The following is a 25,323-nucleotide window of genomic DNA, read 5'->3' as shown; positions in this document are numbered from 1 at the left end:
CCGCGTCCGGGGGCCCCGCCGTCTTCCTTGCCCTATCCGCGGCGCCAGACCACGTACTCGCGCTTGCCGATGTGCCGGTCCACGTACCAGCCGGCCGGCGCATTGCGCCAGCTGTCGGTGGCGGGGGCCTTGCGGTCGAAGAGGGCGAGCACGGCGACGTTGGCTTCCGCCGGCGGGGTCTCGTTCTTGATCAGATAGCGGGTCCACACCCGTCCGTCGAGCACCTGGAAGGACATCGTCACCTGGGGCTCCCAGCGGAAGTCCTTGTCCATCACCAGGCGGTCGCCGGGCCGGATGCCGGCTTCCTTGACGAATCCGGAGGCGTCGTAGTAACGCCCCGCGGTGAAGGGCTTGGTGACGTGGTTGGTGATGGAGACGGTCGCGTAGCCCGCGAGCAGCGCCAGCGCCACCCCGAAGCCACCGGCGGCGAGCCGGGCCCGGCGGGTGCCGCCGAGCAGAACCGGCAGCAGCAGGACCGCGAGCGCGAGCAGGGCGACCGCCGTGGTGCGCGCCGCACGGAAGCTCTCCCAGTCCCCCGACAGGCGGCTGGCGAGGAAGGTCACGTCGGGCAGGCCCCACACGAGGAAGAAGGACTTGCGGAGTTCCTCGGCGCCCATGTGGATCAGCACGACCGCGAGGGCCAGCGTCACGCCTGCCGCGGCTGCGCCGAGTGCGGCGGTCTTCTTCCGGCTGCGGACGCGGTACAGGACCGCAGCCGCCACCAGCACGTACACCGCAACCAGCGGGGACAGGTAGCGCGCGTAGACGATGGTGTCGATCCGGTGGTCGTCGGGGAGTCCGGCGGCCGCCGCCAGGGCGATGCCCCCCAGCAGCGCGACCATCAGGAAGGCCACCACGCGATCGGCCCGGCTGAAGCGCCCGCTGAACACCGCGTACACGCAGACCACCAGGGTCAACGCGCCCAGGCCCCAGGTGCTCGTCATGAAGTACCAGAGGTGGCCGACCATCCGCATGAGGGTGCGGCGCATCAACTGCGTGTTCTGCAGCGTCTGGAAGACGGCGTTGCCGACCTCGCTCGGACGGGCGCCGTCGATCCGGGACATCAGATAGGCGGTCATGAGCTGCTTGGCGACGAACATGGCGGCCAGCACGGCCAGCGCCAGCACGCCGGCGATCCGGGGGGCCCAGCCCCGGACCAGCAGCGCCAGCAGCACCAGCGCGGTCAGTGCGATGATCACGCCGCCGCGGTCATGGGTGAGCAGGCAGTACCCGGCGGCGAAGGCGGCCAGCAGGCCGAACGCGATCCGCCGGCGGCGGGTCCCCTCGGAGAACAGGCCGTGGATGCCGATCAGCCACGTCAGCACCAGGACCGGCAGCGGGGTGTCGGCCATGGCGAACTGCGAGTAGAAGACCACCGGCGGCAGCAGCACCGCGGCGCCGGCGACGATGTACGCGACCGGCCTGGAGACGTCCAGCCGGCGCAGCGCGCAGTAGGCCACCGGCAGCAGCAGGCAGCTGATCAGCGCGTTGATGCCCATGATCAGGTGGTAGGCGAACACCGGGTCCTGCGTGATCCGCAGGGCGGGCGAGATGAGCAGCGAGTAGCCGCCGGGGATCACCTGGTTGCCGGGGATCTCGGTGGTCGGCCGGCCGGCCATGATCCTGGCCATGACCAGGTACATGGGCTCGTCGGGGTTGACCGTCGGGTAGTGCTGCCTCGTGACCAGCGACAGCCGGAACAGCACGTTGAGCACGTACCCGGCAGCCAGCGCCGTCGGCACCACCCAGCGGGCGTGCCACCACCCCGTCCGGGTGCGGCTGTCCGCCGGAGGATCCCCGACCGGCCGGTCGGTTTCCGGGTCGGCGGTGGGCTGGGGGGCCAGGCGAGTCATGCCAGATCACACTTCCGTGAGGTGTCCGTCGAGTACGGGTGCGGTGCTGCGGCGCGGCACGGCGCCGCGCAGGGTCAGCAGCATCGAAGCGGCGGTGGCCAGCGAGCCGATCGCATAGGCGAGGCCCACCCGCAGCGCGATGTCGCCGGGGAGCAGCGTGATGCCGAGCAGCACCGCGGTGCCGAACGCCCAGCAGGCCAACTGGGCGCGGTGCTTGTGCAGCACCATCTGGGCCTGGCCGAGGACCATCGCCAGCATGTAGCAGGTCGTCCCGGCGGCGAACCACAGGAAGTCCGTGCGGCCGAGCTGGCCGGGGGTGGCGCCGAACAGGACCTCGATCAGCCAGGGACCGATCGCGACGGCGGGTACGGCGCCGACGGTGCCGAGGCCGAGCACCACCAGGCAGGCCTTGCGCAGCATCCGGGCGAAGCCCTGGTGGTCGCCGGCAGCCACCACGGTGGACAGGCCGGACAGCAGCGAGGCCTGGAGCGAGCCGAAGACGAACAGCGGCACCCGGGCCAGCACCAGGGCGCTGAGCAGGGCCGCGATCAATTCGGTCCGGTCCGGTTCGAGCAGCTGGGTGCTCATCACCGCCGCGTTGACCACCACCTGGGCCAGCAGGGTGGACGCGATCAGCGGCCCGAGGCCGCGCACCAGCTCCGGGGTGCGGATCGTACCGCCGGGGCGCGCCGCGCCCAGGGTGGGGCGGAGCGTTGCCAGCAGGGCGACGAGCGGCGCCACCACCAGGATGAGGCTGAAGGCGAGCGCGGAGTGCAGTCCCGCGGCCGCGCAGGCGAAGGCCAGTGCGATCCGCAGGCCGCCGTCGATCGCGAGCTGGGAGCCGTACGCGGTGAACCGGCCGGTGCCGGCCAGCACGCCCCGCGTGAGGTAGCACAGGGCCATCCCGACGAAGGCTGCGCCCAGGGCGGCGACCATCTGGAGGTCGCCGTGGAAGAGCCGGTCGGCGATCGGCCGGGCGAAGGCGGCGAGTGCGCCGAGTACCGCGGCGAGGATGCCTGCGGTCAGCACCCCCGCCTTCCGGAGCACCGGCGCGACGCCCTCACCGCGTACCGCCCGGGCCGCGACGATACGGGTGAGCTCCTGCTCGACCGGGAAGAACAGGCCGATCCCGACGGACATCACCAGGGTCCACAACACGGAGACCCCGGCCATGCCGGCCTTGGGCAGGCTGTGGCCGGCCACCGCGAGATGGATGTAGGAGGCGGCACCGAGCACAGCGGTGCCCCCCGCGACCATGGCGGTCCCGGGGGGCAGGGCTTTGAGCAGCTTCGTGACCGGATTCATGGAAAGCCTTCGACGGTCGCGCGCTCAGCGCGCGGCGTGGCGGAGCATCGCGCCGACACCGGCGCGGCCGGCGTACTTGGCGGCGCCGGGCAGCAGGGTGAGCGCGTGCAGCCGGGAGGAGAGGTGGAAGCGGGAGGCCTTGGCAGCGCGCGGCCAGCCGTGCCGGTCCAGGCGGTCGGCGGTCTCCACGAAGAAGCGCTTGGCTTCCTCGAACCGCTGGCCGGTGTAGGCCTTGGCCGAGGATTCGCTCCCGGCGTGCCGGCGGTAGCTGAAGCAGACCTCCGGGGTGGTGGCCAGGGTCTCCCCCGCCACCAGCAGGTCGACGACCAGGGCGAGGTCCTGGATCACGCCGAGGTCCGTGCGGAAGCCGAAGCGCTTGACCGCCTCCGTGCGCCAGCAGATCGACGGGAAGTACAGCCAGTTGCCGCGGAGCAGGCTGACGGCCAGCTCCTCGCCGCCGAGCAGCGCCCGGCCCGGCCCCTTGGGCGCGTACAGCTTGCGCTTGGTCCGGTCGCCCAGGGTGTCGTACGGCAGGCCGTCGGTGCCGATCACCTCGACGCCGGGCTGGATCATCGCCGCGGTCGGCTCACGATCGGCCGCCGCCCGCACCACGTCGAGGTAGTCGGGGTGCATGAGGTCGTCGCAGCCCATGAGCACCAGGTACGCGTACTCGGCGAGTTCGACGCACCGGTTGAAGTTGCCGGTCACACCGAGGTTGCGCTCGTTGCGGAAGTAGCGGACCCGGGGGTCGGCCAGTTCCTCGAACCACTCGGGGACTCCCGGCTCCCGGCCGTCGTCGACGACGGTGAGACGCCAGTCGTCGCCGCCCTGGACCAGGACGCTGCGCACTGCGTCCTGCATCAGCGAGACGTCGCCGTAGTACGGCAGGAGGATCTCGAAACGCGACATGTTCTCCGCCTAGGCCTTGGTCAGCTCGCGCCCGCGCCGCTCGGCGGCGTCCTGCTGGAAGGCGGTGTACGCCGGGGAGCCGGGCGTGAACGCCCGCAGCTCCTCGGGCATGCGGCGGATCATCGCGAGCAGCAGCACCAGGCCGGCCCGGGCGAGGTACACCGTCGCCCTGAACGGAGAGGCGCTCGGCCGTCCCGTCGTCCGCTCCCGCATGGCCACGGGTATCTGGCGGACGGTGAAGCCGGAGCGGGCCGCCCCGACCATGGACTCGATGGTGTCGCCGAGGTACTCCACGGGGTACCAGCGGGCGAAGAACTCGATGAGCGGCCGGTTGCAGGCCCGGAAGCCCGAGGTGGTGTCGGTCAGCTTGGTCCGGGTGACCCGGGAGAGGATCACGGACAGCAGCGACATCGCCCACTTGCGGGGGCCGCGGGCCTTGTACTCGCCGTCGCCCGCGAACCGGGCACCGATGACGAGGTCGGCTTCGCCGGCGGCGAGGCGTTCGAGGAGTGCCGGAACGTACGACGGGTCGTGCTGGCCGTCGGCGTCCACCTGGATCGCGACGTCGTAGCCGTGCTGCTGCGCGTAGCGGTAGCCGAGGCGCATCGCGCCGCCGACACCGAGGTTGAAGGGGAGCTGGGCCACGGCCGAACCGGCTGCCCTGGCCACTGCCGCGGTGTTGTCCGCCGAGCCGTCGTCCACCACCAGGGTGTCGACGTAGGGCAGTTGCTCCTGGATCTCGCGCAGGACGGACGGCAGGCCGTCCTCCTCGTTCCAGGCAGGAAGAATGATCAGAACACGACGACCGTCGTTCACGGCTTCACCTGTGCCTCGATGGCGGCGCCGGACTCCTCCGTGCGCGGCGACGTGCTGGGGTAACCACCCTGCTGGACAAGGTGCGCGCGGATCAGGGCGACGTCCTCTGCGAGGGTTCGCGTCTCGGCTTCCAACCTGCTGGTCTCCCAGCTGAGGTGGAGGCTGACGAGCAGGACGAGCACGAATCCGACGAACAGCACCAGGCTCACGCCGGAGGCGACACCGAGGCTGCGGGCGACCGGGTCCAGCAGGTCGGGCACGAATCCGAGCGGCGCGACCACCAAGCCGATGGCGAGCCATATCGCGGCGTACTTCTCCCGCAGTTGCTGACGGCGCAGCAGCTCAAGGATGTACCCCAGCACCAGAAGACCGGTGACGGAGGTCAAGACGGAGAGTTGCACGGCGGACGGCTCGCCTTTCGCGCGAAGAAGCCAAACATCTTAATAGGAGAAGCATATGGCACACCTGATGGCGCCTGCGGGGCCCTGACAGTCCTGTCAGGGCCCCGCAGCGCGGTGTGCGGAGGAGGGTGAGCCGCTCTGCCGCTCAGCCCTGCGAGGGGGATTTCAGCAGGTCGGCGAAGGCGGGCTGCCGCAGCGCCCCGGCGAGTTGCTCGCGCCAGTCCGGCAGCGGGGACAGGCCGGCCTCGGACCAGCGGGCGTGACCGAGGACACTGAACGCGGGGCGCGCCGCCGGGCGGACGAAGGCCTCGGAGGTCGTCGGACGGATGCGCTCCGGGTCCAGGCCGCCGAGCCGGTAGGCCTCGCGGGCCAGCCCGAACCACGTGGTGCGGCCGCTCGCGGTGCCGTGGTAGACGCCGCCGGGGGCGCGTCCGGCCAGCGCGGCGAGGCCCAGTTCGACCAGCCGGTGGGCGAGGGCGTACGACCAGGTCGGCTGCCCGTGCTGGTCGTCGACCACGTCTAGGGTGTCGCGCTGCGCGGCCAGCTTCAGCATGGTGGCGACGAAGTTCGGGCCGTGCTCGCCGTACAGCCAGGCGGTGCGGACCACGTAGCCGTCCTGCGGCAGCAGTTCGGCGACGGCCTGCTCGCCGACCAGCTTGCTGCGGCCGTACGCGTTGACCGGGCCGGTGGCCGTGTCCTCGCGGTACGGCTCGGAGGCGTCCCCGGGCAGCACGTAGTCGGTGGAGACGTGCAGCAGGCGTGCGCCTGCGTCGGCGCACGCGGCGGCGAGCACGCGCACCCCGGTGCCGTTGACGGCGGTGGCGGCCTCCTCGGCCGTCTCCGCGCCGTCCACGTCGGTCCAGGCGGCGCAGTTGACCACCACGGCGACACCGTCGACGGCGGCGCGGACCGCCGCCGAGTCGGTGATGTCGAGGTCGGCCCGGCGCAGGCCGGCGGCCTCGATCCCGGCGTCCTTCAGGACGGCCAGGACGTCCTGGCCGAGCATGCCCGCGGCACCGGTGACGAGCCAGCGTCCGGCGGCCTCGGGGGCGGCGGACGAGACGGGGGCGGCGTCGGCGTTCGGGTCGGCGGCGGTCACTTCTGCAGCGCCGCCTTGTCCTTCAGCTGCTCCCACCAGGCGCGGTTCTCGCGGTACCAGGCGATGGTCTGCGCGATGCCGTCCTCGAAACGGACCTGCGGGGCGTAGCCCAGCTCCGCGTTGATCTTGCTGATGTCGATGGAGTAGCGCAGGTCGTGGCCCTTGCGGTCCTCGACGTGCTCGACCATGTCCCAGCCGAGGCCCGCGGCCTCCAGCAGGACGCCGGTGAGCTCCTTGTTGGTGAGCTCGGTGCCGCCGCCGATGTTGTAGACCTCGCCGCCGCGCCCCTTGCGCATGGCCAGGTCGATGCCGCGGCAGTGGTCGGAGACGTGCAGCCAGTCGCGGACGTTGCCGCCGTTGCCGTACAGCGGGACCTTCTTGCCGTCCATCAGGTTGGTGACGAACAGCGGGATGACCTTCTCCGGGAACTGGTAGTGCCCGTAGTTGTTGGAGCAGCGGGTCACCACGACGTCCATGCCGTGGGTCCGCGCGTACGCCAGGGCCAGCAGGTCGGAGGAGGCCTTCGAGGCGGAGTACGGGGAGTTGGGCACCAGCGGCCACTCCTCGGTCCAGGAGCCCTCGTTGATGGAGCCGTACACCTCGTCGGTGGAGATGTGGACGAAGCGGCCGACGCCGTGCTTGCGGGCGGCGTCCAGCAGGACCTGCGTACCGACGACGTTCGTCATGACGAACGGGCCGGCGCCCGCGATGGAGCGGTCCACGTGCGACTCGGCGGCGAAGTGCACCACGACGTCGTGGCCGGGCATGACCGCGTCGACGGCCTCGGCGTCGCAGATGTCGCCCTTGACGAACTTGTAACCCGCGTGGCCGGCGACCGGGGCGAGGTTGGCCTCGACACCGGAGTAGGTCAGCTTGTCGAACACCGTGATCTGGGCCGATGCGTCCGCGCCGAGCTGCTGGCGGACGAATTCTGAACCGATGAAGCCGGCGCCGCCGGTCACAAGAATGCGCATAGTACGGAGAGTCTAGTCGCTTGTACTACCGCCCCAGCGGTCCGGAGCCCTTCGTTCCGGTTGCTCTCGCATAGTGTGGTGCCATGCGTGGAATTCTCTTGGCCGGCGGCACCGGATCCCGACTCTGGCCGCTGACCCGGGCAGTCTCGAAGCAGCTGCTCCCCGTCTTCGACAAGCCGATGATCTACTACCCGCTCTCCACCCTGGTCATGGCCGGAATCAGCGAGATTCTGGTCGTCACCACGCCGGAGGACCGTCCCCAGTTCGAGCGCCTGCTCGGTGACGGATCCCAGTTCGGCCTGCGGCTGGAGTACGCGGTCCAGGAGCGCCCCGAGGGCATCGCCCAGGCGTTCGTGCTGGGCGCCGACTTCATCGGCGACGAGTCCGTGGCCCTCATCCTGGGCGACAACATCTTCCACGGCAGCGGCCTCGGCACCCGCCTGGCCGAGCACACCGGCGCCAAGGGCGGCCGGGTCTTCGCGTACCCGGTCGCCGACCCGACGGCGTACGGCGTCGTCGAGTTCGACGAGAACGGGCAGGCCGTCTCCATCGAGGAGAAGCCGGAGAAGCCGAAGTCCCGCTACGCGGTGCCGGGTCTGTACTTCTACGACAACCGCGTCGTGGAGATAGCCCGCGAGCTCAAGCCCAGCGCCCGCGGCGAGCTGGAGATCACCGCCGTCAACGACGCCTACCTCCAGGCCGGCGAGCTCAACGTCACCATCCTCGACCGCGGCACCGCCTGGCTGGACACCGGCACCTTCGTCTCGATGGTCCAGGCCTCCGAGTTCGTCCGCGTCATCGAGGAGCGCCAGGGCTTCAAGATCGGCTGCATCGAGGAGGCCGCCTGGCGGGCCGGCCTGATCGACGGCGCGCAGCTGCGCGAGCTGGCCCAGCCGCTGCTGAAGAGCGGCTACGGCCAGTACCTGCTGAACCTGCTCGACGAGGAGGCCGCCAAGTGAAGTTCCGCGAGCTCTCCATCGAGGGCGTGTACGAGATCACCCCGCAGCTGCACGGCGACCCGCGCGGCCTGTTCACCGAGTGGTACCGCTTCGACAGGCTGTCCGAGCTCGTCGGGCACCCGCTGAAGCTGGCCCAGGCCAACCTCTCGGTCTCCTCGCGCGGCGTGGTCCGCGGCATCCACTTCGCCGACGTGCCGCCCGGCCAGGCCAAGTACGTGACCTGCGTGCGCGGCGCCGTGCTCGACGTCATCGTGGACCTGCGGGTCGGCTCCCCGACCTTCGGCCGCTGGGAGGGCGTCCGCCTCGACGACACGGACCGCCGCGCGGTGTACATCCCCGAGGGCATGGGCCACGGCTTCTGCGCGCTCTCCGACGACGCCACGCTTTCGTACCTCTGCTCGGAGACGTACAACCCGACCGGCGAGCACTCGGTTCACCCGCTCGACCCCGATCTGGGCATCGACTGGCCGGCGGAGGTCCCGCAGCTGTCCGCGCGCGACGAGGCCGCCCCGTCGCTGGCGGAGGCCATCGAGACGGGCCTGCTGCCCGACTACGCCGTCTGCAAGGCGTTCACGGAGTCCCTGCGCGTGAACTGACGGCCGCGGCCGCACGCCGGACACGAGAGGGCTGCACCGTTCCTGGTCAGTGAGCAGGAGTGAGCCTTGGGCCCGTTCCTGTCCACTGCGGACATCCCGAACGGTTTTGGGTGTCCTGGTCGCCCGCGTCCGCTCCGCGTCCGGCTGCACGGATCGTGTCCGTGGTCCGGGGATGCGGGGACGGGTTCCCTTACGCTCCGGGGTGCCCGGTCCGGCCTGGACGGCCCGATGCCCTACCACATCGCTCTGGTGTGGTGGGGGCGGTGCCGTCCGTCGCCGGATCGGGTACCCGAGGGCGCGTCGCCCGATCGCGATGCTCGCAGCATCGTGGCGGGACATCTTGCGTGTCTTGCTGGTGAGGGGCTTGCGCCAGTGCTCGTCGCCCCACATCGAGGTGTAGGCGGGGTCCACGGCGACGATGGCCAGGCCGCGCTCGGAGGCCATGGACACCAGACGGGCCTTGAGTCTGCCGGTGGGCATGCCGGAGATCAGCTGGCGAACCACTCCTGCCTGCTGCGGTACCCGCCCGGCGCCCCCTTGGCCCCCTTCTCACCGACTGGCTTCGACAACCGGTCCGTCAGCGTGCGCACGCCCGCTTGCAGGGACTGGATGTGCGCGAGCCGGCAGCGGCGGGCCAGCGCCCACTGATCGTGCGTCGCCTTCGTGATCGACCCGGCCCACCGCGACGAAGACTCCAGCGTGAGCGCACGCTTACGCTTCGCCCACTGCTCGGCGTCGTGATCCAGCCCCGCCGCGCACCGTGCCTTCAGATCCCGGGAAGCGAGCGAGCCGAGCAGCGCACCGGCCAGCCGGAGAACCCTCTCGTCCTCGACGGTCAGGCCCTTGAGCCGGTCGCGGACCGCCACACCGGACGGCCCCGGGACGACGAACGGCGCCGCCACCTCCCGCAACCCGCCCACTACCGCACCCCCGCCCCTGCGCCAGCCGAAGAACCCCTCCCTGCACTCAACGACCACCCCCGGCAAAGGTCACCCATTCGGTATGGAAACCTCTGTTCCCTTCCAGGGTTCAGCCGTCGCGCAGACCGGCACTCACTCGCGTGCGCCAGAGCACGCCGACGCGCAGGCAGTCGCTCGCCAGCAGCCCCCAACTCTGGAAACCGCGACGGAGGTGCGGCTCTCTCCCGTACCCGCCCCCTCCCCCGCGTACGGACGCAGGGGAGGGCGGACACAGGTCCGGACACGGGTCCGGACACGACCAAGGGCCCCTCCCCCGCCGCCGAAGCGGAAGGGAAGGGGCCCTTGAGCCAGACACAGAGCCCGCTCGCGCGGACTACCAGGTCAGAGCGTGAAGAACTTACTTCACGATCTTGGTGACCTGGCCGGCGCCCACGGTGCGACCACCCTCACGGATGGCGAACTTCAGGCCCTCCTCCATGGCGACCGGCTGGATCAGCGCGACCGACATCTCGGTGTTGTCGCCCGGCATGACCATCTCGGTGCCGGCCGGCAGGGTCACAACGCCCGTCACGTCCGTGGTACGGAAGTAGAACTGCGGACGGTAGTTGTTGAAGAACGGCGTGTGGCGGCCACCCTCGTCCTTGGACAGGATGTAGGCCTGGGCCTCGAACTCGGTGTGCGGGGTGACCGAGCCCGGCTTGATGATGACCTGGCCGCGCTCGACGTCCTCGCGCTTGATGCCGCGGAGCAGCAGACCGACGTTCTCACCGGCCTGGCCCTCGTCGAGCAGCTTGCGGAACATCTCGATGCCGGTGACCGTGGTGGTGGTCTTCTCGGTCTTGATGCCGATGATGTCGACGGTCTCGTTGACCTTCAGGACACCACGCTCGATACGACCGGTGACGACGGTGCCACGACCGGTGATCGTGAAGACGTCCTCGACGGGCATCAGGAACGGCTTCTCGGTGTCACGCGGCGGGGTCGGGATCGACTCGTCCACGGCAGCCATCAGGCCGAGGAGCTTCTCGCCCCACTCCTTGTCGCCCTCGAGCGCCTTCAGCGCCGAGACGCGGACGACCGGCAGGTCGTCGCCCGGGAACTCGTACTCGGAGAGGAGCTCGCGCACCTCGAGCTCGACGAGCTCCAGGATCTCCTCGTCGTCCACCATGTCGGCCTTGTTCAGGGCGACGACGATGTACGGAACGCCGACCTGGCGGGCCAGGAGCACGTGCTCCTTGGTCTGCGGCATCGGGCCGTCGGTGGCGGCGACCACGAGGATGGCGCCGTCCATCTGCGCGGCACCGGTGATCATGTTCTTGATGTAGTCCGCGTGACCCGGGCAGTCGACGTGGGCGTAGTGACGCGCCTCGGTCTGGTACTCGACGTGCGCGATGGAGATGGTGATACCGCGCTGGCGCTCCTCGGGAGCCTTGTCGATCTGGTCGAAGGCCGAGGCCTCGTTCAGGTCCGGGTACGCGTCGTGCAGCACCTTGGTAATGGCGGCCGTGAGGGTCGTCTTACCGTGGTCAATGTGACCGATGGTGCCGATGTTGACGTGCGGCTTAGTCCGCTCGAACTTCGCCTTCGCCACGGGGGTCCTCCTGGAGAGTGGTTCTGTACGCCTTACAGATCGGCGCCAGGTGATCTTTGCTGGAAAGCCGGTCCCCGGGGCAACTGGTTTTTTGAATTCCCCTGTTGCCCCAGGGGGTCCGGTGACAAGCCTAAAGCGTGTACTCGGGAGAGTTACTCGCCCTTGGCCTTCGCGATGATCTCCTCGGCGACGTTCCGCGGAACCTCGGCGTAGGAGTCGAACTGCATCGAGTAGCTGGCGCGACCCGAGGTCTTGCTGCGGAGGTCTCCGACGTAGCCGAACATCTCCGAAAGCGGCACGAGGCCCTTCACGACGCGGGCGCCGTGACGCTCCTCCATGGCCTGGATCTGGCCACGGCGGGAGTTGATGTCGCCGATGACCTCACCCATGTAGTCCTCGGGCGTGGTGACCTCAACGGCCATCATCGGCTCGAGGAGCACGGGGGACGCCTTGCGCGCGGCCTCCTTGAAGGCCTGCGAACCGGCGATCTTGAACGCGAGCTCGGAGGAGTCGACCTCGTGGTAGCCACCGTCGAGAAGCGTGACGCGGACGCCCGTCATCTCGTAGCCGGCCAGGATGCCGAACTGCATGGCCTCCTGCGCACCCGCGTCGACCGAGGGGATGTACTCCTTCGGCACGCGGCCACCGGTGACCTTGTTCACGAACTCGTACGCGGGGCCCTCGGCGTCCGTGATCGGCTCGATCGCGATCTGCACCTTGGCGAACTGACCGGTACCACCGGTCTGCTTCTTGTGCGTGTAGTCGTGGCGCTCGACCGCCTTGCGGATGGTCTCGCGGTACGCGACCTGCGGCTTGCCGACGTTGGCCTCGACCTTGAACTCGCGCTTCATACGGTCGACCAGCACCTCGAGGTGCAGCTCGCCCATACCGCCGAGGATGGTCTGGCCCGTCTCCTCGTCCGAGTGAACGTGGAAGGAGGGGTCCTCCTCCGCGAGACGCTGGATGGCGACACCCAGCTTCTCCTGGTCACCCTTGGACTTGGGCTCGATGGCGACCTGGATGACCGGGGCCGGGAAGTCCATGGACTCCAGGATGACCGGCTGCTTGTCGTCGCACAGCGTCTCACCGGTGGTGGTCTGCTTCAGGCCCATGACGGCGACGATGTCGCCGGCGCCCACCGAGTCGATCTCCTCACGCTTGTTCGCGTGCATGCGGTAGATCTTGCCGATGCGCTCCTTCTTGCCCTTGACGGAGTTCTGCACCGCAGTGCCGGCCTCCAGGCGGCCCGAGTAAACCCGGACGAAGGTGAGCTTGCCGAGGTGCGGGTCGCTCATGATCTTGAACGCGAGCGCGGCGAGGGGCTCCTCGTCCGACGGCTTGCGCTTCACGACCACCTCGGCGTCGCGGACGTCGTGGCCCTCGATGGCCTCGATGTCCAGCGGCGACGGCAGGTAGCGGACGACGGCGTCGAGCAGGGGCTGAACGCCCTTGTTCTTGAACGCCGTGCCACAGAACACCGCGGTGATGGTCGAGCCGCCACCCTTGCCGGAGCCGATGATGATGCGACGGACGGCGGCGTGCAGCTGCTCCACGGACGGCTCGTCGCCGTTCAGGAAGAGCTCCATGATCTCGTCGTCGTTCTCGGCGACGGTCTCGACCAGCTTGCCGCGCCACTCTTCAGCAGCCTCGGTGTGCGTGGCCGGGATGTCGACGACGTCGTACATCTCGCCCTTGGTCGCCTCGGCGGACCAGACGAACGCCTTCATCGTGACGAGGTCGACGACACCCTGGAAGTCGGCCTCGGCACCGATGGGGAGCTGCATGACGATCGGAACCGCGCCCAGGCGGTCCTTGATCATGTCGACGCAGCGGTGGAACTCGGCGCCGGTGCGGTCGAGCTTGTTGACGAAGCAGATGCGCGGCACGCCGTAACGGTCGGCCTGACGCCACACCGTCTCGGACTGCGGCTCCACACCGGCGACACCGTCGAACACGGTGACGGCACCGTCGAGGACGCGGAGCGAACGCTCCACCTCGACCGTGAAGTCCACGTGACCCGGGGTGTCGATGATGTTGATGGTGTGGTCGACGTTCTCGAGCGGCCAGTGGCAGGTCGTCGCGGCAGACGTGATCGTGATGCCGCGCTCCTGCTCCTGCTCCATCCAGTCCATCGTGGCAGCGCCGTCGTGGACTTCACCGATCTTGTAAGACACACCGGTGTAGAACAGGATGCGCTCGGTGGTGGTCGTCTTGCCCGCGTCGATGTGGGCCATGATGCCGATGTTGCGCACCTTGGCCAGGTCAAGCGAAGTGGTAGCCATAAGGCTTCAGTCTTCTCTCGGTCTCGATGTGGGTTGCGACTACCAGCGGTAGTGCGCGAAGGCCTTGTTGGACTCGGCCATCTTGTGCGTGTCCTCACGCTTCTTCACGGCCGCACCAAGGCCGTTCGACGCGTCGAGGAGCTCGTTCATGAGGCGCTCGGTCATGGTCTTCTCGCGGCGGGCGCGGGAGTAGCCCACGAGCCAGCGCAGCGCGAGGGTCGACTGGCGACCCGGCTTGACCTCGACGGGAACCTGGTAGGTCGCGCCACCGACACGGCGGGACTTGACCTCGAGCGACGGCTTGACGTTCTCCAGCGCGCGCTTCAGCGTGATGACCGGGTCGTTGCCCGTCTTCTCGCGGAGGCCTTCCATGGCGCCGTAGACGATGCGCTCGGCGGTGGAGCGCTTGCCGTTCAGCAGGATCTTGTTGATCAGCGAGGTGACAAGAGGAGACTGGTAGACCGGGTCGATGATGACCGGGCGCTTCGGGGCGGGGCCCTTACGAGGCATTCTTACTTCTCCTTCTTGGCGCCGTAGCGGCTGCGGGCCTGCTTGCGGTTCTTGACAGCCTGGGTGTCAAGCGCACCGCGGATGATCTTGTAACGAACACCCGGCAGGTCCTTCACACGGCCACCACGCACGAGCACGATCGAGTGCTCCTGCAGGTTGTGTCCCTCACCCGGAATGTAAGCGGTGACCTCGATGCCGGAGGTCAGACGCACACGCGCGACCTTGCGGAGCGCCGAGTTCGGCTTCTTCGGGGTGGTCGTGAACACACGCGTGCAGACGCCACGGCGCTGGGGCGAAGCCTCAAGCGCGGGCGTCTTCGTCTTCTCGACCTTGTCCTGCCGGCCCTTACGGACCAGCTGCTGGATCGTAGGCACTACTTCTCCGGTTTCTGTGTGCCGTGTAGTGAAGCTAACCTGGAACTTCTGCCGACCCACGCGGTCGGGTGTGTCGGATCCGGCAGGCCCTCCCGCAAGCGGAAAAAGGCGTGTGGACCTCGGTGGCCGGTGCGACTCGCGTGCGGTTGATGGACACGCACGGGAGCCCAGGCACACCCCAGGCACAAGGTCTGAGCGTACCCACCGCATCCACTCCGGTCAAAACAAAGGCACCGCCGCGACCCCCGCGACATCCCCGCCGGTCATGCGGCACTTGGCCACCGGCCGCCTGACAGGCACCCGGCCCCCGGATGTGGTATGAGTCGCCGGCGGCCGCCGTCCGCACCCGCCGGGCCGCTCCCGCCCGGCAACTAAGATGCGTCAGCGATCCAGACCGAACGGCACCACCAGCAGGGAGCGGGACATTGCGGACGGTCACCCCGGAGCCGACGGCCGCCGACAGCCCCGTCCTCACCGCACCCGGTCCCCGCCGCCGGCTGCCGCGGCCCGAGCGCCTGTACGGGCCGCTGCTCGCCTTCCTCCTCACCGCCGGCGCGTTCTGCGCGTCCTGGGCGGCCCGCGGCACCTTCCCCTTCGGCAACACCGGCCGGGCCGTCAACGACCAGGCCAACCAGTACGTGCCCTTCCACCGGGGGCTGTGGGACCTGGTCCACGGGCAGGCCGCCGGCGACGTCCTGTTCAGCTGGCGCGGCGGCTTCGGACAGCAGTTCCTGTCCGACTACCACACGTACCTCGGCAATCCGTTCTCCTGGCTGGCCGTGCTCGTCCCGCGGGCCCACGTCGACCTCGCCGTCTTCCTGGTCACCCCGGTCACCATGGGCACCGCCGCCGCCGTCATGGCCGTCTACCTCGGCCGGCTGCACCCCGGGCCGTGGTGGCAGCGCGGGGTCCTCGGCGCCTGCTACGGGCTGTGCGGCTGGGCCCTGAGCGACGCCTCGTACATCCCCATGTGGCTGTGGGGCCTCGTGGCGTTCCCGCTGCTGGGCATCGCCGTCGAGTGGTGCCTGCAGGGCCGCCGCTGGACCGGCGCCGCCCTGTTCGTCGCGCTCGCCTGGTTCGGCAACTTCTACACCGCGATGATGGCCACGATGGCCGCCTGCGTGCTGCTCGCCGTCCGCACGGCCACACTGGACCTGACCGGCCGGCAGCGGCTGCAGGCCCTCTGGCGGGCCTCGACCGCCGCGGGAACGGGCATCCTGCTCACCCTGCCGCTGCTCCTGCCGTCCTTCCTGTCCAGCAGCGCCGCGCAGCCGACGCAGGCCGCGGCCTTCGACCCGGTGCGCATCGAGGTCTTCCTGTCCGGGATGCTGCCCGCCACCCACCTCTGGGGCGGCCGGCCCCGGCTGTACGTGGCCTCGCTGGGCCTGATCCTGGCCGGGTCCTTCCTGTTCAACGCGGCCATCGCCCGCAGGACCCGCCTGGTGTGGGCGGCGGCGACGCTGCTGGTCCTCGCCTCCTTCCAGTTCCCGCCCACCCAGTACCTGTGGCACGGGCTCGCGGTGCCGAACGGCAACCCGTACCGGGAGGCGTTCGTCTTCAGCGGGATGGTCGTGGTCCTGGCCTGGCTCTCCCTGGCCCACCGGCCGCGCCCCCTCCACCTCGCCGCGGCGGCGGGCCTGCTGGTCGCCGCGGCCTTCCTGCTCCGGCACACCGACGACTTCGGCGGCTGGACCTGGCGGGCGGTCCTCGGCGGCGGCGCCGTCTCGCTCCTGGCCCTGCTCCTGGCCCTGTCGGCGCAGGGCGACCGGCGCCGCTTCCTGGTCCCCGCGGCCGCCCTGCTCATGGCCGGCGTGGTCTTCGCCGAGTCCACGGCGGCCGCCGCCAGTGCCGACGCCCGCCGCTCCCGGGAGCGCTGGGCCAAGCCGGTCGCCACTTCGAACCGCTCGATCAGCGCGCACCACGACGCCGTCCGCGAGGTGAACGGCTGGCCCCGCTACCGGACCGACTCGGGCGCGCCGCAGACCTCGTACAACGACGCCCTGGCGCTGGGCGCGGAGGGCCCGCAGTACTACAGCAGCTACCTGCCGGAGGCCACGTACAAGGCGCTGGAGCCCCTCGGCTACGGCTTCAAGAACGACGGCCGGACCTTCTTCGGCGCCGACAACCCGGTCCTCGACGCGATCTTCTCGATCGGCGCCCGCGTCAGCCCCGGCCCGGCGGAAGACACCTGGACCGCGGCCCGCTTCCCGGCTCCCCCGCTCGTCACCGTCCGCAGCGGCACCTTCACCTCCCCCAACCCGGCCGGCAGCGTGTACGCCCGCCAGGAGAACGTCCTCGGCGCGGCCGTCTACCAGGTCCCGCGGACGGTCCGGGGCGGCACGGCCGCGGAGCAGACGTACGCCGCGCAGTGCGCCCCCGGCTCGGAGGCCTACTGGTTCTCCCCCGACCTGTACGGAACCCTCGCCCACGGCGGCGCACAGCGGCCCCTGGAGGACCAGGTGACGGGCGTCGTGAAGCTGGGCCCGGTCCCCGCGGACGGCACGGTGGCGGTGACGGTGCGGACCCGGACCGAGGGTGCCGGCGCCGGGGACCACCCGATCGGCTGCCTGGACCGCGCCAGGCTGGACGACACCGTCCGCGGCCTCACCCGGACGGGTGCCACCGACGTCGCCACGGGCGGGCACGGCATCCGGGCCGTCCTCCCCGCGGGCACCACCGGCACGGCCGTCTTCGCCATGACCGCCGTCCCCGGCTGGCAGTGCACCGCCGACGCGAAGCCGGTGGCCCCCGGCTCCTTCCACGGCCTGCTCGCCCTCCCCGTCTCCCCCGGCACGACCAGGCTCGACTGCACCTTCACCCCGAAGGGGCTCGCCCCGGGCCTGGCCGGCGCCGGCGTGGCCCTCCTGGCCCTGACCGGGGCCGCCCTCGCCGGGCTCCGCCGCCGGCGCCGCGCCTGAGGGCCGGGGCGCCTGAGGGCCGGGGCCACCGCCCGTACGGCCCCGGCCCGTACGTACGTACAGCCCCTGCATGCGTACAGGAACGAGGAAGCCCCCCGCCGCTCCTTCCGGAGCAGCGGGGGGCTTCCTCTTGGCGACTCTTAGCCGTTGTACGGGCCGTAGTCGTAGTCCTCCAGCGGGACGGCCTGGCCGGAGCCGGTGCCGAAGGGCGAGTAGTCGATGTCGTCGTAGCCGACGGCCGAGTACATCGCGGCCTTCGCCTCCTCGGTGGGCTCGACCCGGATGTTGCGGTAGCGGGCGAGGCCCGTACCGGCCGGGATGAGCTTACCGATGATGACGTTCTCCTTGAGGCCGATCAGGGAGTCCGACTTGGCGTTGATCGCCGCGTCGGTCAGAACCCGGGTCGTCTCCTGGAAGGACGCCGCCGACAGCCAGGACTCGGTGGCGAGCGAGGCCTTGGTGATACCCATCAGCTGCGGACGGCCGGAGGCGGGGTGACCGCCCTCGGTGACCACACGACGGTTCTCGGTCTCGAAGCGCGACCGCTCGACGAGCTCGCCCGGAAGCAGCTCGGCGTCGCCCGACTCGATGATCGTCACGCGGCGGAGCATCTGCCGGATGATGATCTCGATGTGCTTGTCGTGGATCGACACGCCCTGCGAGTTGTAGACCTTCTGGACCTCGCCGACCAGGTGGACCTGGACCGCACGCTGGCCGAGGATGCGCAGCACGTCGTGCGGGTTGGTGGCACCCGCGGTGAGCTTCTGGCCCACCTCGACGTGGTCGCCCTCGTGGACGATGACCTTGGCGCGCTTGGAGATCGGGAAGGCCGTCTCGTCGCTGCCGTCGTCCGGCGTGATGACGATCTTCTTGGTCTTCTCGGTCTCCTCGATCCGCACGCGGCCGGCGGCCTCGGAGATCGGGGCGACACCCTTCGGGGTACGGGCCTCGAAGAGCTCGACGACACGCGGCAGACCCTGGGTGATGTCGTCACCGGCCACACCACCGGTGTGGAAGGTACGCATCGTCAGCTGGGTACCGGGCTCACCGATGGACTGGGCGGCGATGATGCCGACCGCCTCACCGATGTCGACCAGCTTGCCGGTGGCCAGGGAGCGGCCGTAGCAGAAGGCACAGGTACCGACGGCGGACTCACAGGTCAGGACCGAGCGGGTCTTGACCTCCTCCACGCCGGCCGCGACGAGCTGGTCGATGAGGACATCGCCCAGGTCGACGTTGGCCGGGGCCAGGACCTTGCCGTCGACGACGACGTCCTCGGCGAGCATGCGCGCGTACACCGAGGTCTCGACGTCCTCGGCCTTGCGCAGGACACCGGTCTCGTCCCGGGAGGCGATCTTCAGCTTCAGGCCGCGTTCGGTGCCGCAGTCCTCCTCGCGGATGATCACGTCCTGCGAGACGTCCACCAGACGACGGGTCAGGTAACCCGAGTCGGCGGTACGCAGGGCGGTGTCGGCCAGACCCTTACGGGCACCGTGGGTGGAGATGAAGTACTCCAGCACGGAGAGGCCCTCACGGAACGAGGCCTTGATCGGACGCGGGATGGTCTCGTTCTTCGCGTTCGACACCAGACCACGCATACCGGCGATCTGCCTCATCTGCATCATGTTTCCTCGGGCACCCGAGTCAACCATCATGAAGATGGGGTTGGTCTTGGGGAAGTTCGCGTTCATCGCCTCGGCAACCTCGTTGGTCGCCTTGGTCCAGATCGCGATGAGCTCCTGCGTGCGCTCGTCCTTGGTGATCAGACCGCGCTCGTACTGCTTCTGGACCTTCTCGTCCTGGGCCTCGTAGCCCGCGACGATCTCCTTCTTGGCCTCGGGGACCACGACGTCGGAGATGGCCACGGTGACGCCGGAACGGGTCGCCCAGTGGAAGCCGGCCGCCTTCAGGTTGTCGAGCGTCGCCGCCACGATGACCTTGGGGTAGCGCTCGGCCAGGTCGTTGACGATCTCGGAGAGCTGCTTCTTGCCCACCGAGTAGTCGACGAACGGGTAGTCCTCCGGCAGCAGCTCGTTGAAGAGCGCACGGCCCAGCGTGGTCTTCAGACGGAAGCTGTCGCCCGGCTGGAACTCCGGCTCACCCTCCTCGGCGACCGGGGCGACCCAGCCGCGCGGCGGGATGGTGCCCACCGGGAAGCGGATGTCGACCTGCGACTGCAGCGAGAGCTCGCCGGCGTCGAAGGCCATGATCGCCTCGGCGGTGGAGCCGAAGGCACGGCCCTCGCCCTTGACGTCGCGCAGCTCGCCGTCCGTGGTGAGGAAGAACAGACCGAGGACCATGTCCTGGGTCGGCATCGTCACCGGGCGGCCGTCGGCCGGCTTGAGGATGTTGTTCGAGGACAGCATCAGGATGCGGGCCTCGGCCTGCGCCTCCGCGGACAGCGGCAGGTGCACGGCCATCTGGTCACCGTCGAAGTCCGCGTTGAACGCGGTGCAGACGAGCGGGTGGATCTGGATGGCCTTGCCCTCGACCAGCTGCGGCTCGAAGGCCTGGATGCCGAGGCGGTGCAGCGTGGGCGCACGGTTCAGCAGCACCGGGTGCTCGGCGATGACCTCTTCGAGGACGTCGTACACGACGGTGCGGCCGCGCTCGACCATGCGCTTGGCCGACTTGATGTTCTGCGCGTGGTTCAGGTCGACCAGGCGCTTCATCACGAACGGCTTGAAGAGCTCCAGCGCCATGGCCTTGGGCAGACCGCACTGGTGCAGCTTGAGCTGCGGGCCGACGACGATGACGGAACGCGCCGAGTAGTCGACTCGCTTGCCGAGCAGGTTCTGGCGGAAGCGACCCTGCTTGCCCTTCAGCATGTCGCTGAGGGACTTCAGGGGACGGTTGCCGGGGCCCGTGACCGGGCGGCCGCGGCGGCCGTTGTCGAACAGCGCGTCGACGGCCTCCTGGAGCATGCGCTTCTCGTTGTTCACGATGATCTCGGGGGCACCGAGGTCGAGAAGGCGCTTCAGGCGGTTGTTGCGGTTGATGACACGGCGGTACAGGTCGTTCAGGTCGGAGGTCGCGAAGCGGCCACCGTCCAGCTGCACCATCGGACGCAGGTCCGGCGGGATGACCGGGACGCAGTCCAGGACCATGCCCTTGGGGCTGTTGCTGGTCTGCAGGAACGCGGAGACGACCTTCAGGCGCTTCAGCGCACGGGTCTTCTTCTGGCCCTTGCCGGTGCGGATGATCTCGCGGAGGCGCTCGGCCTCCTCCTCCAGGTCGAAGGACTCCAGGCGCTTCTGCAGCGCTGCGGCACCCATCGAGCCGTCGAAGTACGTGCCGAAGCGGTCACGCAGCTCGCGGTAGAGGAGCTCGTCGCCCTCCAGGTCCTGGACCTTGAGGTTCTTGAAGCGGCTCCAGACCTCGTCCAGGCGGTCGATCTCGCGCTGGGAGCGGTCGCGGAGCTGCTTCATCTCGCGCTCGGCGCCCTCGCGCACCTTGCGGCGCACGTCGGCCTTGGCGCCCTCGGCCTCGAGCTCGGCCAGGTCGGACTCGAGCTTCTTGGCGCGGGCCTCCAGGTCGGAGTCGCGGCGGTTCTCGATCTGCTGGCGCTCGACGGAGACGTGGGCCTCCAGCGACGGCAGGTCGCGCTGACGGCGCTCGTCGTCGACGAACGTGATCATGTACGCGGCGAAGTAGATGACCTTCTCGAGGTCCTTCGGCGCGAGGTCCAGCAGGTAGCCGAGGCGCGACGGGACGCCCTTGAAGTACCAGATGTGGGTGACGGGAGCGGCAAGCTCGATGTGGCCCATCCGCTCACGGCGCACCTTGGCGCGCGTGACCTCGACGCCACAGCGCTCACAGATGATGCCCTTGAAGCGGACACGCTTGTACTTGCCGCAGTAGCACTCCCAGTCCCGGGTCGGACCGAAGATCTTCTCGCAGAAGAGTCCGTCCTTCTCGGGCTTCAGGGTGCGGTAGTTGATGGTCTCCGGCTTCTTGACCTCGCCGTGGGACCAGGTACGGATGTCGTCCGCGGTGGCAAGGCCGATCCGCAGCTCGTCGAAGAAGTTGACGTCGAGCACTGTGCGTCAATCCCTCTTTCGGGGTCGTGTCTCAATCATGGTCTGAACGGTCCCGGGGATGGCCGGGGGCTGCGGTTGCGAGCCCCCGGCCAGGCCCGTCAGACCTCTTCGACGCTGCTCGGCTCGCGCCGGGACAGGTCGATACCCAGCTCCTCCGCAGCGCGGAAGACGTCCTCGTCGGTGTCGCGCATCTCGATGGACATGCCGTCCGAGGACAGCACCTCCACGTTGAGGCAGAGCGACTGCATTTCCTTGATGAGCACCTTGAAGGACTCGGGAATGCCCGGCTCGGGGATGTTCTCGCCCTTGACGATGGCCTCGTAGACCTTCACGCGGCCGGTGACGTCGTCGGACTTGATGGTCAGGAGCTCCTGGAGGGCGTAGGCGGCGCCGTAAGCCTCGAGCGCCCACACCTCCATCTCACCGAAGCGCTGGCCACCGAACTGCGCCTTACCACCCAGCGGCTGCTGCGTGATCATCGAGTACGGACCGGTCGAACGGGCGTGGAGCTTGTCGTCGACCAGGTGGTGGAGCTTGAGGATGTACATGTACCCGACCGAGATCGGGTCCGGGAACGGCTCGCCGGAGCGGCCGTCGAACAGGCGCGCCTTGCCGGTCGGGAGCACCATGCGCTCGCCGTCGCGGTTCGGGATCGTGTGCTGCAGGAGGCCGGCCAGCTCGTCCTCGCGGGCACCGTCGAACACCGGGGTGGCGACGTTGGTGCCGGGGGCGACGGAGTCCGCGCCGATGGCCTGCAGGCGCTCGGCCCACTCGTCCGCGAGGCCGGAGACGTCCCAGCCGCGGCTGGCGAGCCAGCCGAGGTGGATCTCCAGGACCTGTCCCGGGTTCATTCGGGACGGGACACCGAGCGGGTTGAGGATGATGTCGACCGGGGTGCCGTCCTCGAGGAAGGGCATGTCCTCGATCGGGAGGATCTTGGAGATGACACCCTTGTTGCCGTGGCGGCCGGCGAGCTTGTCACCGTCGGTGATCTTGCGCTTCTGGGCGACGTAGACGCGGACCAGCTGGTTCACGCCCGGGGGAAGCTCGTCCCCCTCCTCGCGGTCGAAGACGCGGACGCCGATGACCTTGCCGATCTCACCGTGCGGCACCTTCAGGGAGGTGTCACGGACCTCGCGGGCCTTCTCACCGAAGATCGCGCGGAGCAGGCGCTCCTCCGGGGTCAGCTCGGTCTCACCCTTCGGGGTGACCTTGCCGACCAGGATGTCGCCGGCGACGACGTCCGCACCGATGCGGATGATGCCGCGCTCGTCGAGGTCGGCGAGGACCTCCTCGGAGACGTTCGGGATGTCCCGGGTGATCTCCTCGGGGCCGAGCTTGGTGTCACGGGCGTCGACCTCGTGCTCCTCGATGTGGATCGAGGAGAGGACGTCGTCCTGGACGAGGCGCTGCGACAGGATGATCGCGTCCTCGTAGTTGTGGCCCTCCCACGGCATGAACGCGACGAGCAGGTTCTTGCCCAGCGCCATCTCGCCGTTCTCGGTCGCCGGACCGTCGGCGAGGACCTGGGACTCCACGACCCGGTCGCCCTCGTTGACGATCACCTTCTGGTTGACCGAGGTGCCCTGGTTCGAGCGGGAGAACTTGGCGACGCGGTACGTGGTGTACGTGCCGTCGTCGTTCGTGACGGTGATGTAGTCGGCCGAGACCTCCTGGACGACACCGTTCTTCTCCGCCTTGATGGAGTCGCCGGCGTCGACGGCGCAGCGGTACTCCATGCCGGTGCCGACGAGCGGGGCCTCCGCCTTGATGAGCGGAACGGCCTGGCGCATCATGTTCGCGCCCATGAGGGCGCGGTTGGCGTCGTCGTGCTCCAGGAAGGGGATCATCGCGGTGGCGACGGACACCATCTGGCGCGGCGAGACGTCCATGTAGTCCACGTCGGCGGGCTCGACGTAGTCGACCTCGCCGCCACGCTTGCGGACGAGGACGCGGCCCTCGGCGAAGCGCAGGTTCTCGTCCAGGCGGGCGTTCGCCTGGGCGATGACGAAGCGGTCTTCCTCGTCGGCGGTGACGTAGTCGACCTCGTCGGTGACCTGGCCGTCGACGACCTTGCGGTACGGGGTCTCGATGAAGCCGAACGCGTTGACGCGGCCGTACGAGGCGAGCGAGCCGATCAGACCGATGTTCGGGCCTTCGGGGGTCTCGATCGGGCACATGCGGCCGTAGTGCGACGGGTGGACGTCACGGACCTCGAAGCCCGCCCGCTCGCGGCTCAGACCACCGGGGCCGAGCGCGGAGAGGCGGCGCTTGTGGGTCAGACCAGACAGCGGGTTGTTCTGGTCCATGAACTGCGACAGCTGGCTGGTGCCGAAGAACTCCTTGATGGAGGCGACGACCGGCCGGATGTTGATCAGGGTCTGCGGCGTGATCGCCTCGACGTCCTGGGTGGTCATGCGCTCGCGGACGACGCGCTCCATACGCGCCAGACCCGTGCGGACCTGGTTCTGGATGAGCTCGCCGACGTTGCGCAGGCGGCGGTTGCCGAAGTGGTCGATGTCGTCGGTCTCGACGACGATCGAACGGCCGGACTCGCCGATGGTCTCGGCCTCGCCCGCGTGGAGCTTCACGAGGTACTTGATCGTCGCGATGACGTCGTCGACGGTCAGCACGCCGGCGTCGAGCGGCTCGTCGGCGCCGAGCTTCTTGTTGACCTTGTAGCGGCCGACCTTCGCCAGGTCGTAGCGCTTCGGGTTGAAGTACAGGTTCTCGAGCAGCGTCTGCGCGGCCTCACGGGTCGGCGGCTCGCCCGGACGCAGCTTGCGGTAGATGTCGAGCAGCGCGTCGTCCTGGCCCTGGGTGTGGTCCTTCTCCAGGGTGGCGCGCATGGACTCGTACTCGCCGAACTCCTCGAGGATCTGCTCGGTGGTCCAGCCGAGGGCCTTCAGGAGGACGGTGACGGACTGCTTGCGCTTGCGGTCGATGCGGACACCGACCATGTCGCGCTTGTCGACCTCCATCTCCAGCCAGGCACCGCGGGACGGGATGATCTTGGCGGAGAAGATGTCCTTGTCGGACGTCTTGTCGATGGAGGAGTCGAAGTAGACACCGGGGGAGCGCACCAGCTGCGACACGACGACACGCTCGGTGCCGTTGATCACGAAGGTGCCCTTGTTGGTCATGAGCGGGAAGTCGCCCATGAAGACCGTCTGAGACTTGATCTCACCGGTCTCGTTGTTCGTGAACTCGGCCGTGACGAAGAGCGGCGCCGCGTACGTGAAGTCGCGCTCCTTGCACTCGTCCACCGAGTTCTTCGCCGGCTCGAACCGGTGGTCGCGGAAGGTCAGCGACATCGACCCGGAGAAGTCCTCGATCGGCGAGATCTCCTCGAAGATCTCCTCGAGACCGGACTTCGTGGGAACGTCCAGTCCACTCTCGAGCGCCGACTCGACGCGAGACTTCCAGGCGTTGTTGCCGAGCAGCCAGTCAAAGCTCTCGGTCTGCAGCGCCAGGAGGTTCGGAACCTCGAGCGGCTCCTTGATCTTTGCAAAGGAGATGCGCAGCGGGGCGGTGCTGGCACCGTTGTTCGTATTGGTCGAGGCGTTGCGCGAGGCGGCCAAGAGGGGGTCCTTCCGAGGGCTCGGACTCACTACGCGCGTACCGGTCCCAGCCGACACAGGAGACGCACCCCCCGAACTGGTTGAAATGCCAGGTCAGGGCGTATCAATCAAGTGTGCTCGAGCGTGGGCATGCCCCTGGCGACGGGCAGGGGACAGCTAACAGGCAGCGCAAAGGGTCAGTGTAGCCACTTGGCT

Annotated in this window: 16 protein-coding genes and 1 pseudogene; 3 read left to right on the top strand and 14 right to left on the bottom strand. The window is 69.2% G+C overall.

Annotated features, from left to right (window positions below; genetic code table 11):
• Positions 1-32: 32 nt before the first annotated feature.
• The 7 genes from ACIQUT_RS11110 to rfbB form a co-directional block, all read right to left on the bottom strand.
• A complete protein-coding gene (locus tag ACIQUT_RS11110) occupies positions 33-1,853 on the bottom strand; it encodes a hypothetical protein (protein ID WP_403561771.1) in 1,821 nt (606 codons plus the stop codon).
• Between the two features lie 6 nt (positions 1,854-1,859).
• Positions 1,860-3,158: a hypothetical protein gene (locus tag ACIQUT_RS11105; RefSeq protein ID WP_403561769.1), complete on the bottom strand. Its 1,299-nt coding sequence runs from the start codon at positions 3,156-3,158 to the stop codon at positions 1,860-1,862.
• Positions 3,159-3,182: 24 nt separating this feature from the next.
• The gene (locus ACIQUT_RS11100; protein ID WP_403561767.1) at positions 3,183-4,067 is read right to left on the bottom strand and encodes a glycosyltransferase family 2 protein; all 885 of its coding nucleotides are present in this window, start codon (positions 4,065-4,067) and stop codon (positions 3,183-3,185) included.
• A 9-nt stretch (positions 4,068-4,076) separates the two neighbouring features.
• Complete coding sequence (locus ACIQUT_RS11095; RefSeq protein ID WP_403561765.1) at positions 4,077-4,883, bottom strand: glycosyltransferase family 2 protein; 807 nt, start codon at positions 4,881-4,883, stop codon at positions 4,077-4,079.
• Positions 4,880-5,284 (bottom strand): DUF2304 family protein, encoded by a 405-nt coding sequence (locus ACIQUT_RS11090; protein ID WP_403561763.1) that lies wholly within the window; start codon positions 5,282-5,284, stop codon positions 4,880-4,882. Before ACIQUT_RS11090 ends, ACIQUT_RS11095 begins: the two co-directional genes overlap by 4 nt.
• A gap of 145 nt (positions 5,285-5,429) precedes the next feature.
• Positions 5,430-6,383: a dTDP-4-dehydrorhamnose reductase gene (gene rfbD, locus ACIQUT_RS11085; RefSeq protein WP_403561761.1), complete on the bottom strand. Its 954-nt coding sequence runs from the start codon at positions 6,381-6,383 to the stop codon at positions 5,430-5,432.
• Positions 6,380-7,357 (bottom strand): dTDP-glucose 4,6-dehydratase, encoded by a 978-nt coding sequence (gene rfbB / locus ACIQUT_RS11080; protein WP_403561759.1) that lies wholly within the window; start codon positions 7,355-7,357, stop codon positions 6,380-6,382. The genes rfbD and rfbB overlap by 4 nt, the downstream gene beginning before the upstream one ends.
• Before the next feature lie 83 nt (positions 7,358-7,440).
• On the opposite strand from rfbB, the gene rfbA reads away from it, so the two are divergent.
• Together rfbA and rfbC are read left to right on the top strand one after the other, a co-directional pair.
• A complete protein-coding gene (rfbA, locus tag ACIQUT_RS11075; protein ID WP_403561757.1) occupies positions 7,441-8,316 on the top strand; it encodes a glucose-1-phosphate thymidylyltransferase RfbA in 876 nt (291 codons plus the stop codon).
• The gene (gene rfbC, locus ACIQUT_RS11070) at positions 8,313-8,912 is read left to right on the top strand and encodes a dTDP-4-dehydrorhamnose 3,5-epimerase (protein WP_403561755.1); all 600 of its coding nucleotides are present in this window, start codon (positions 8,313-8,315) and stop codon (positions 8,910-8,912) included. Before rfbA ends, rfbC begins: the two co-directional genes overlap by 4 nt.
• Positions 8,913-8,957: 45 nt before the next feature.
• Here the strand turns inward: rfbC and ACIQUT_RS11065 are convergent.
• From ACIQUT_RS11065 to rpsL, 5 genes and pseudogenes are all read right to left on the bottom strand, one after another.
• A pseudogene (locus tag ACIQUT_RS11065) lies at positions 8,958-9,832 on the bottom strand (hypothetical protein); the annotation flags it as partial.
• A 397-nt stretch (positions 9,833-10,229) separates the two neighbouring features.
• Positions 10,230-11,423, bottom strand: coding sequence for an elongation factor Tu (tuf, locus tag ACIQUT_RS11060; RefSeq protein ID WP_403561753.1), 1,194 nt, complete (start codon positions 11,421-11,423; stop codon positions 10,230-10,232).
• Positions 11,424-11,575: 152 nt separating this feature from the next.
• Positions 11,576-13,705 carry an elongation factor G gene (fusA, locus tag ACIQUT_RS11055; protein WP_403561751.1) on the bottom strand — a complete coding sequence of 710 codons (2,130 nt, stop codon included), beginning with the start codon at positions 13,703-13,705 and terminating at the stop codon, positions 11,576-11,578.
• 39 nt (positions 13,706-13,744) lie between these two features.
• Positions 13,745-14,215, bottom strand: a complete 471-nt coding sequence (gene rpsG / locus ACIQUT_RS11050) for a 30S ribosomal protein S7 (protein ID WP_114053724.1) — start codon at positions 14,213-14,215, stop codon at positions 13,745-13,747.
• A 2-nt stretch (positions 14,216-14,217) separates the two neighbouring features.
• Positions 14,218-14,589, bottom strand: coding sequence for a 30S ribosomal protein S12 (gene rpsL / locus ACIQUT_RS11045; RefSeq protein WP_007265893.1), 372 nt, complete (start codon positions 14,587-14,589; stop codon positions 14,218-14,220).
• Between the two features lie 425 nt (positions 14,590-15,014).
• Between rpsL and ACIQUT_RS11040 the strand changes: the two genes are divergently transcribed.
• Positions 15,015-17,507, top strand: coding sequence for a YfhO family protein (locus tag ACIQUT_RS11040; RefSeq protein ID WP_403561749.1), 2,493 nt, complete (start codon positions 15,015-15,017; stop codon positions 17,505-17,507).
• Positions 17,508-17,647: 140 nt separating this feature from the next.
• Here the strand turns inward: ACIQUT_RS11040 and ACIQUT_RS11035 are convergent, their stop codons facing one another.
• Positions 17,648-21,547, bottom strand: coding sequence for a DNA-directed RNA polymerase subunit beta' (locus ACIQUT_RS11035; protein ID WP_403561748.1), 3,900 nt, complete (start codon positions 21,545-21,547; stop codon positions 17,648-17,650).
• A 98-nt stretch (positions 21,548-21,645) separates the two neighbouring features.
• The gene (gene rpoB / locus ACIQUT_RS11030; RefSeq protein WP_403561746.1) at positions 21,646-25,128 is read right to left on the bottom strand and encodes a DNA-directed RNA polymerase subunit beta; all 3,483 of its coding nucleotides are present in this window, start codon (positions 25,126-25,128) and stop codon (positions 21,646-21,648) included.
• Positions 25,129-25,323: the final 195 nt, after the last annotated feature.

This window comes from Streptomyces sp. NPDC090445, assembly GCF_044769385.1.
GTDB lineage: Bacteria > Actinomycetota > Actinomycetes > Streptomycetales > Streptomycetaceae > Streptomyces.
The sequence above is the reverse complement of the archived record's forward strand: the minus strand, read 5'-3'. Positions and strand labels throughout refer to the sequence as shown.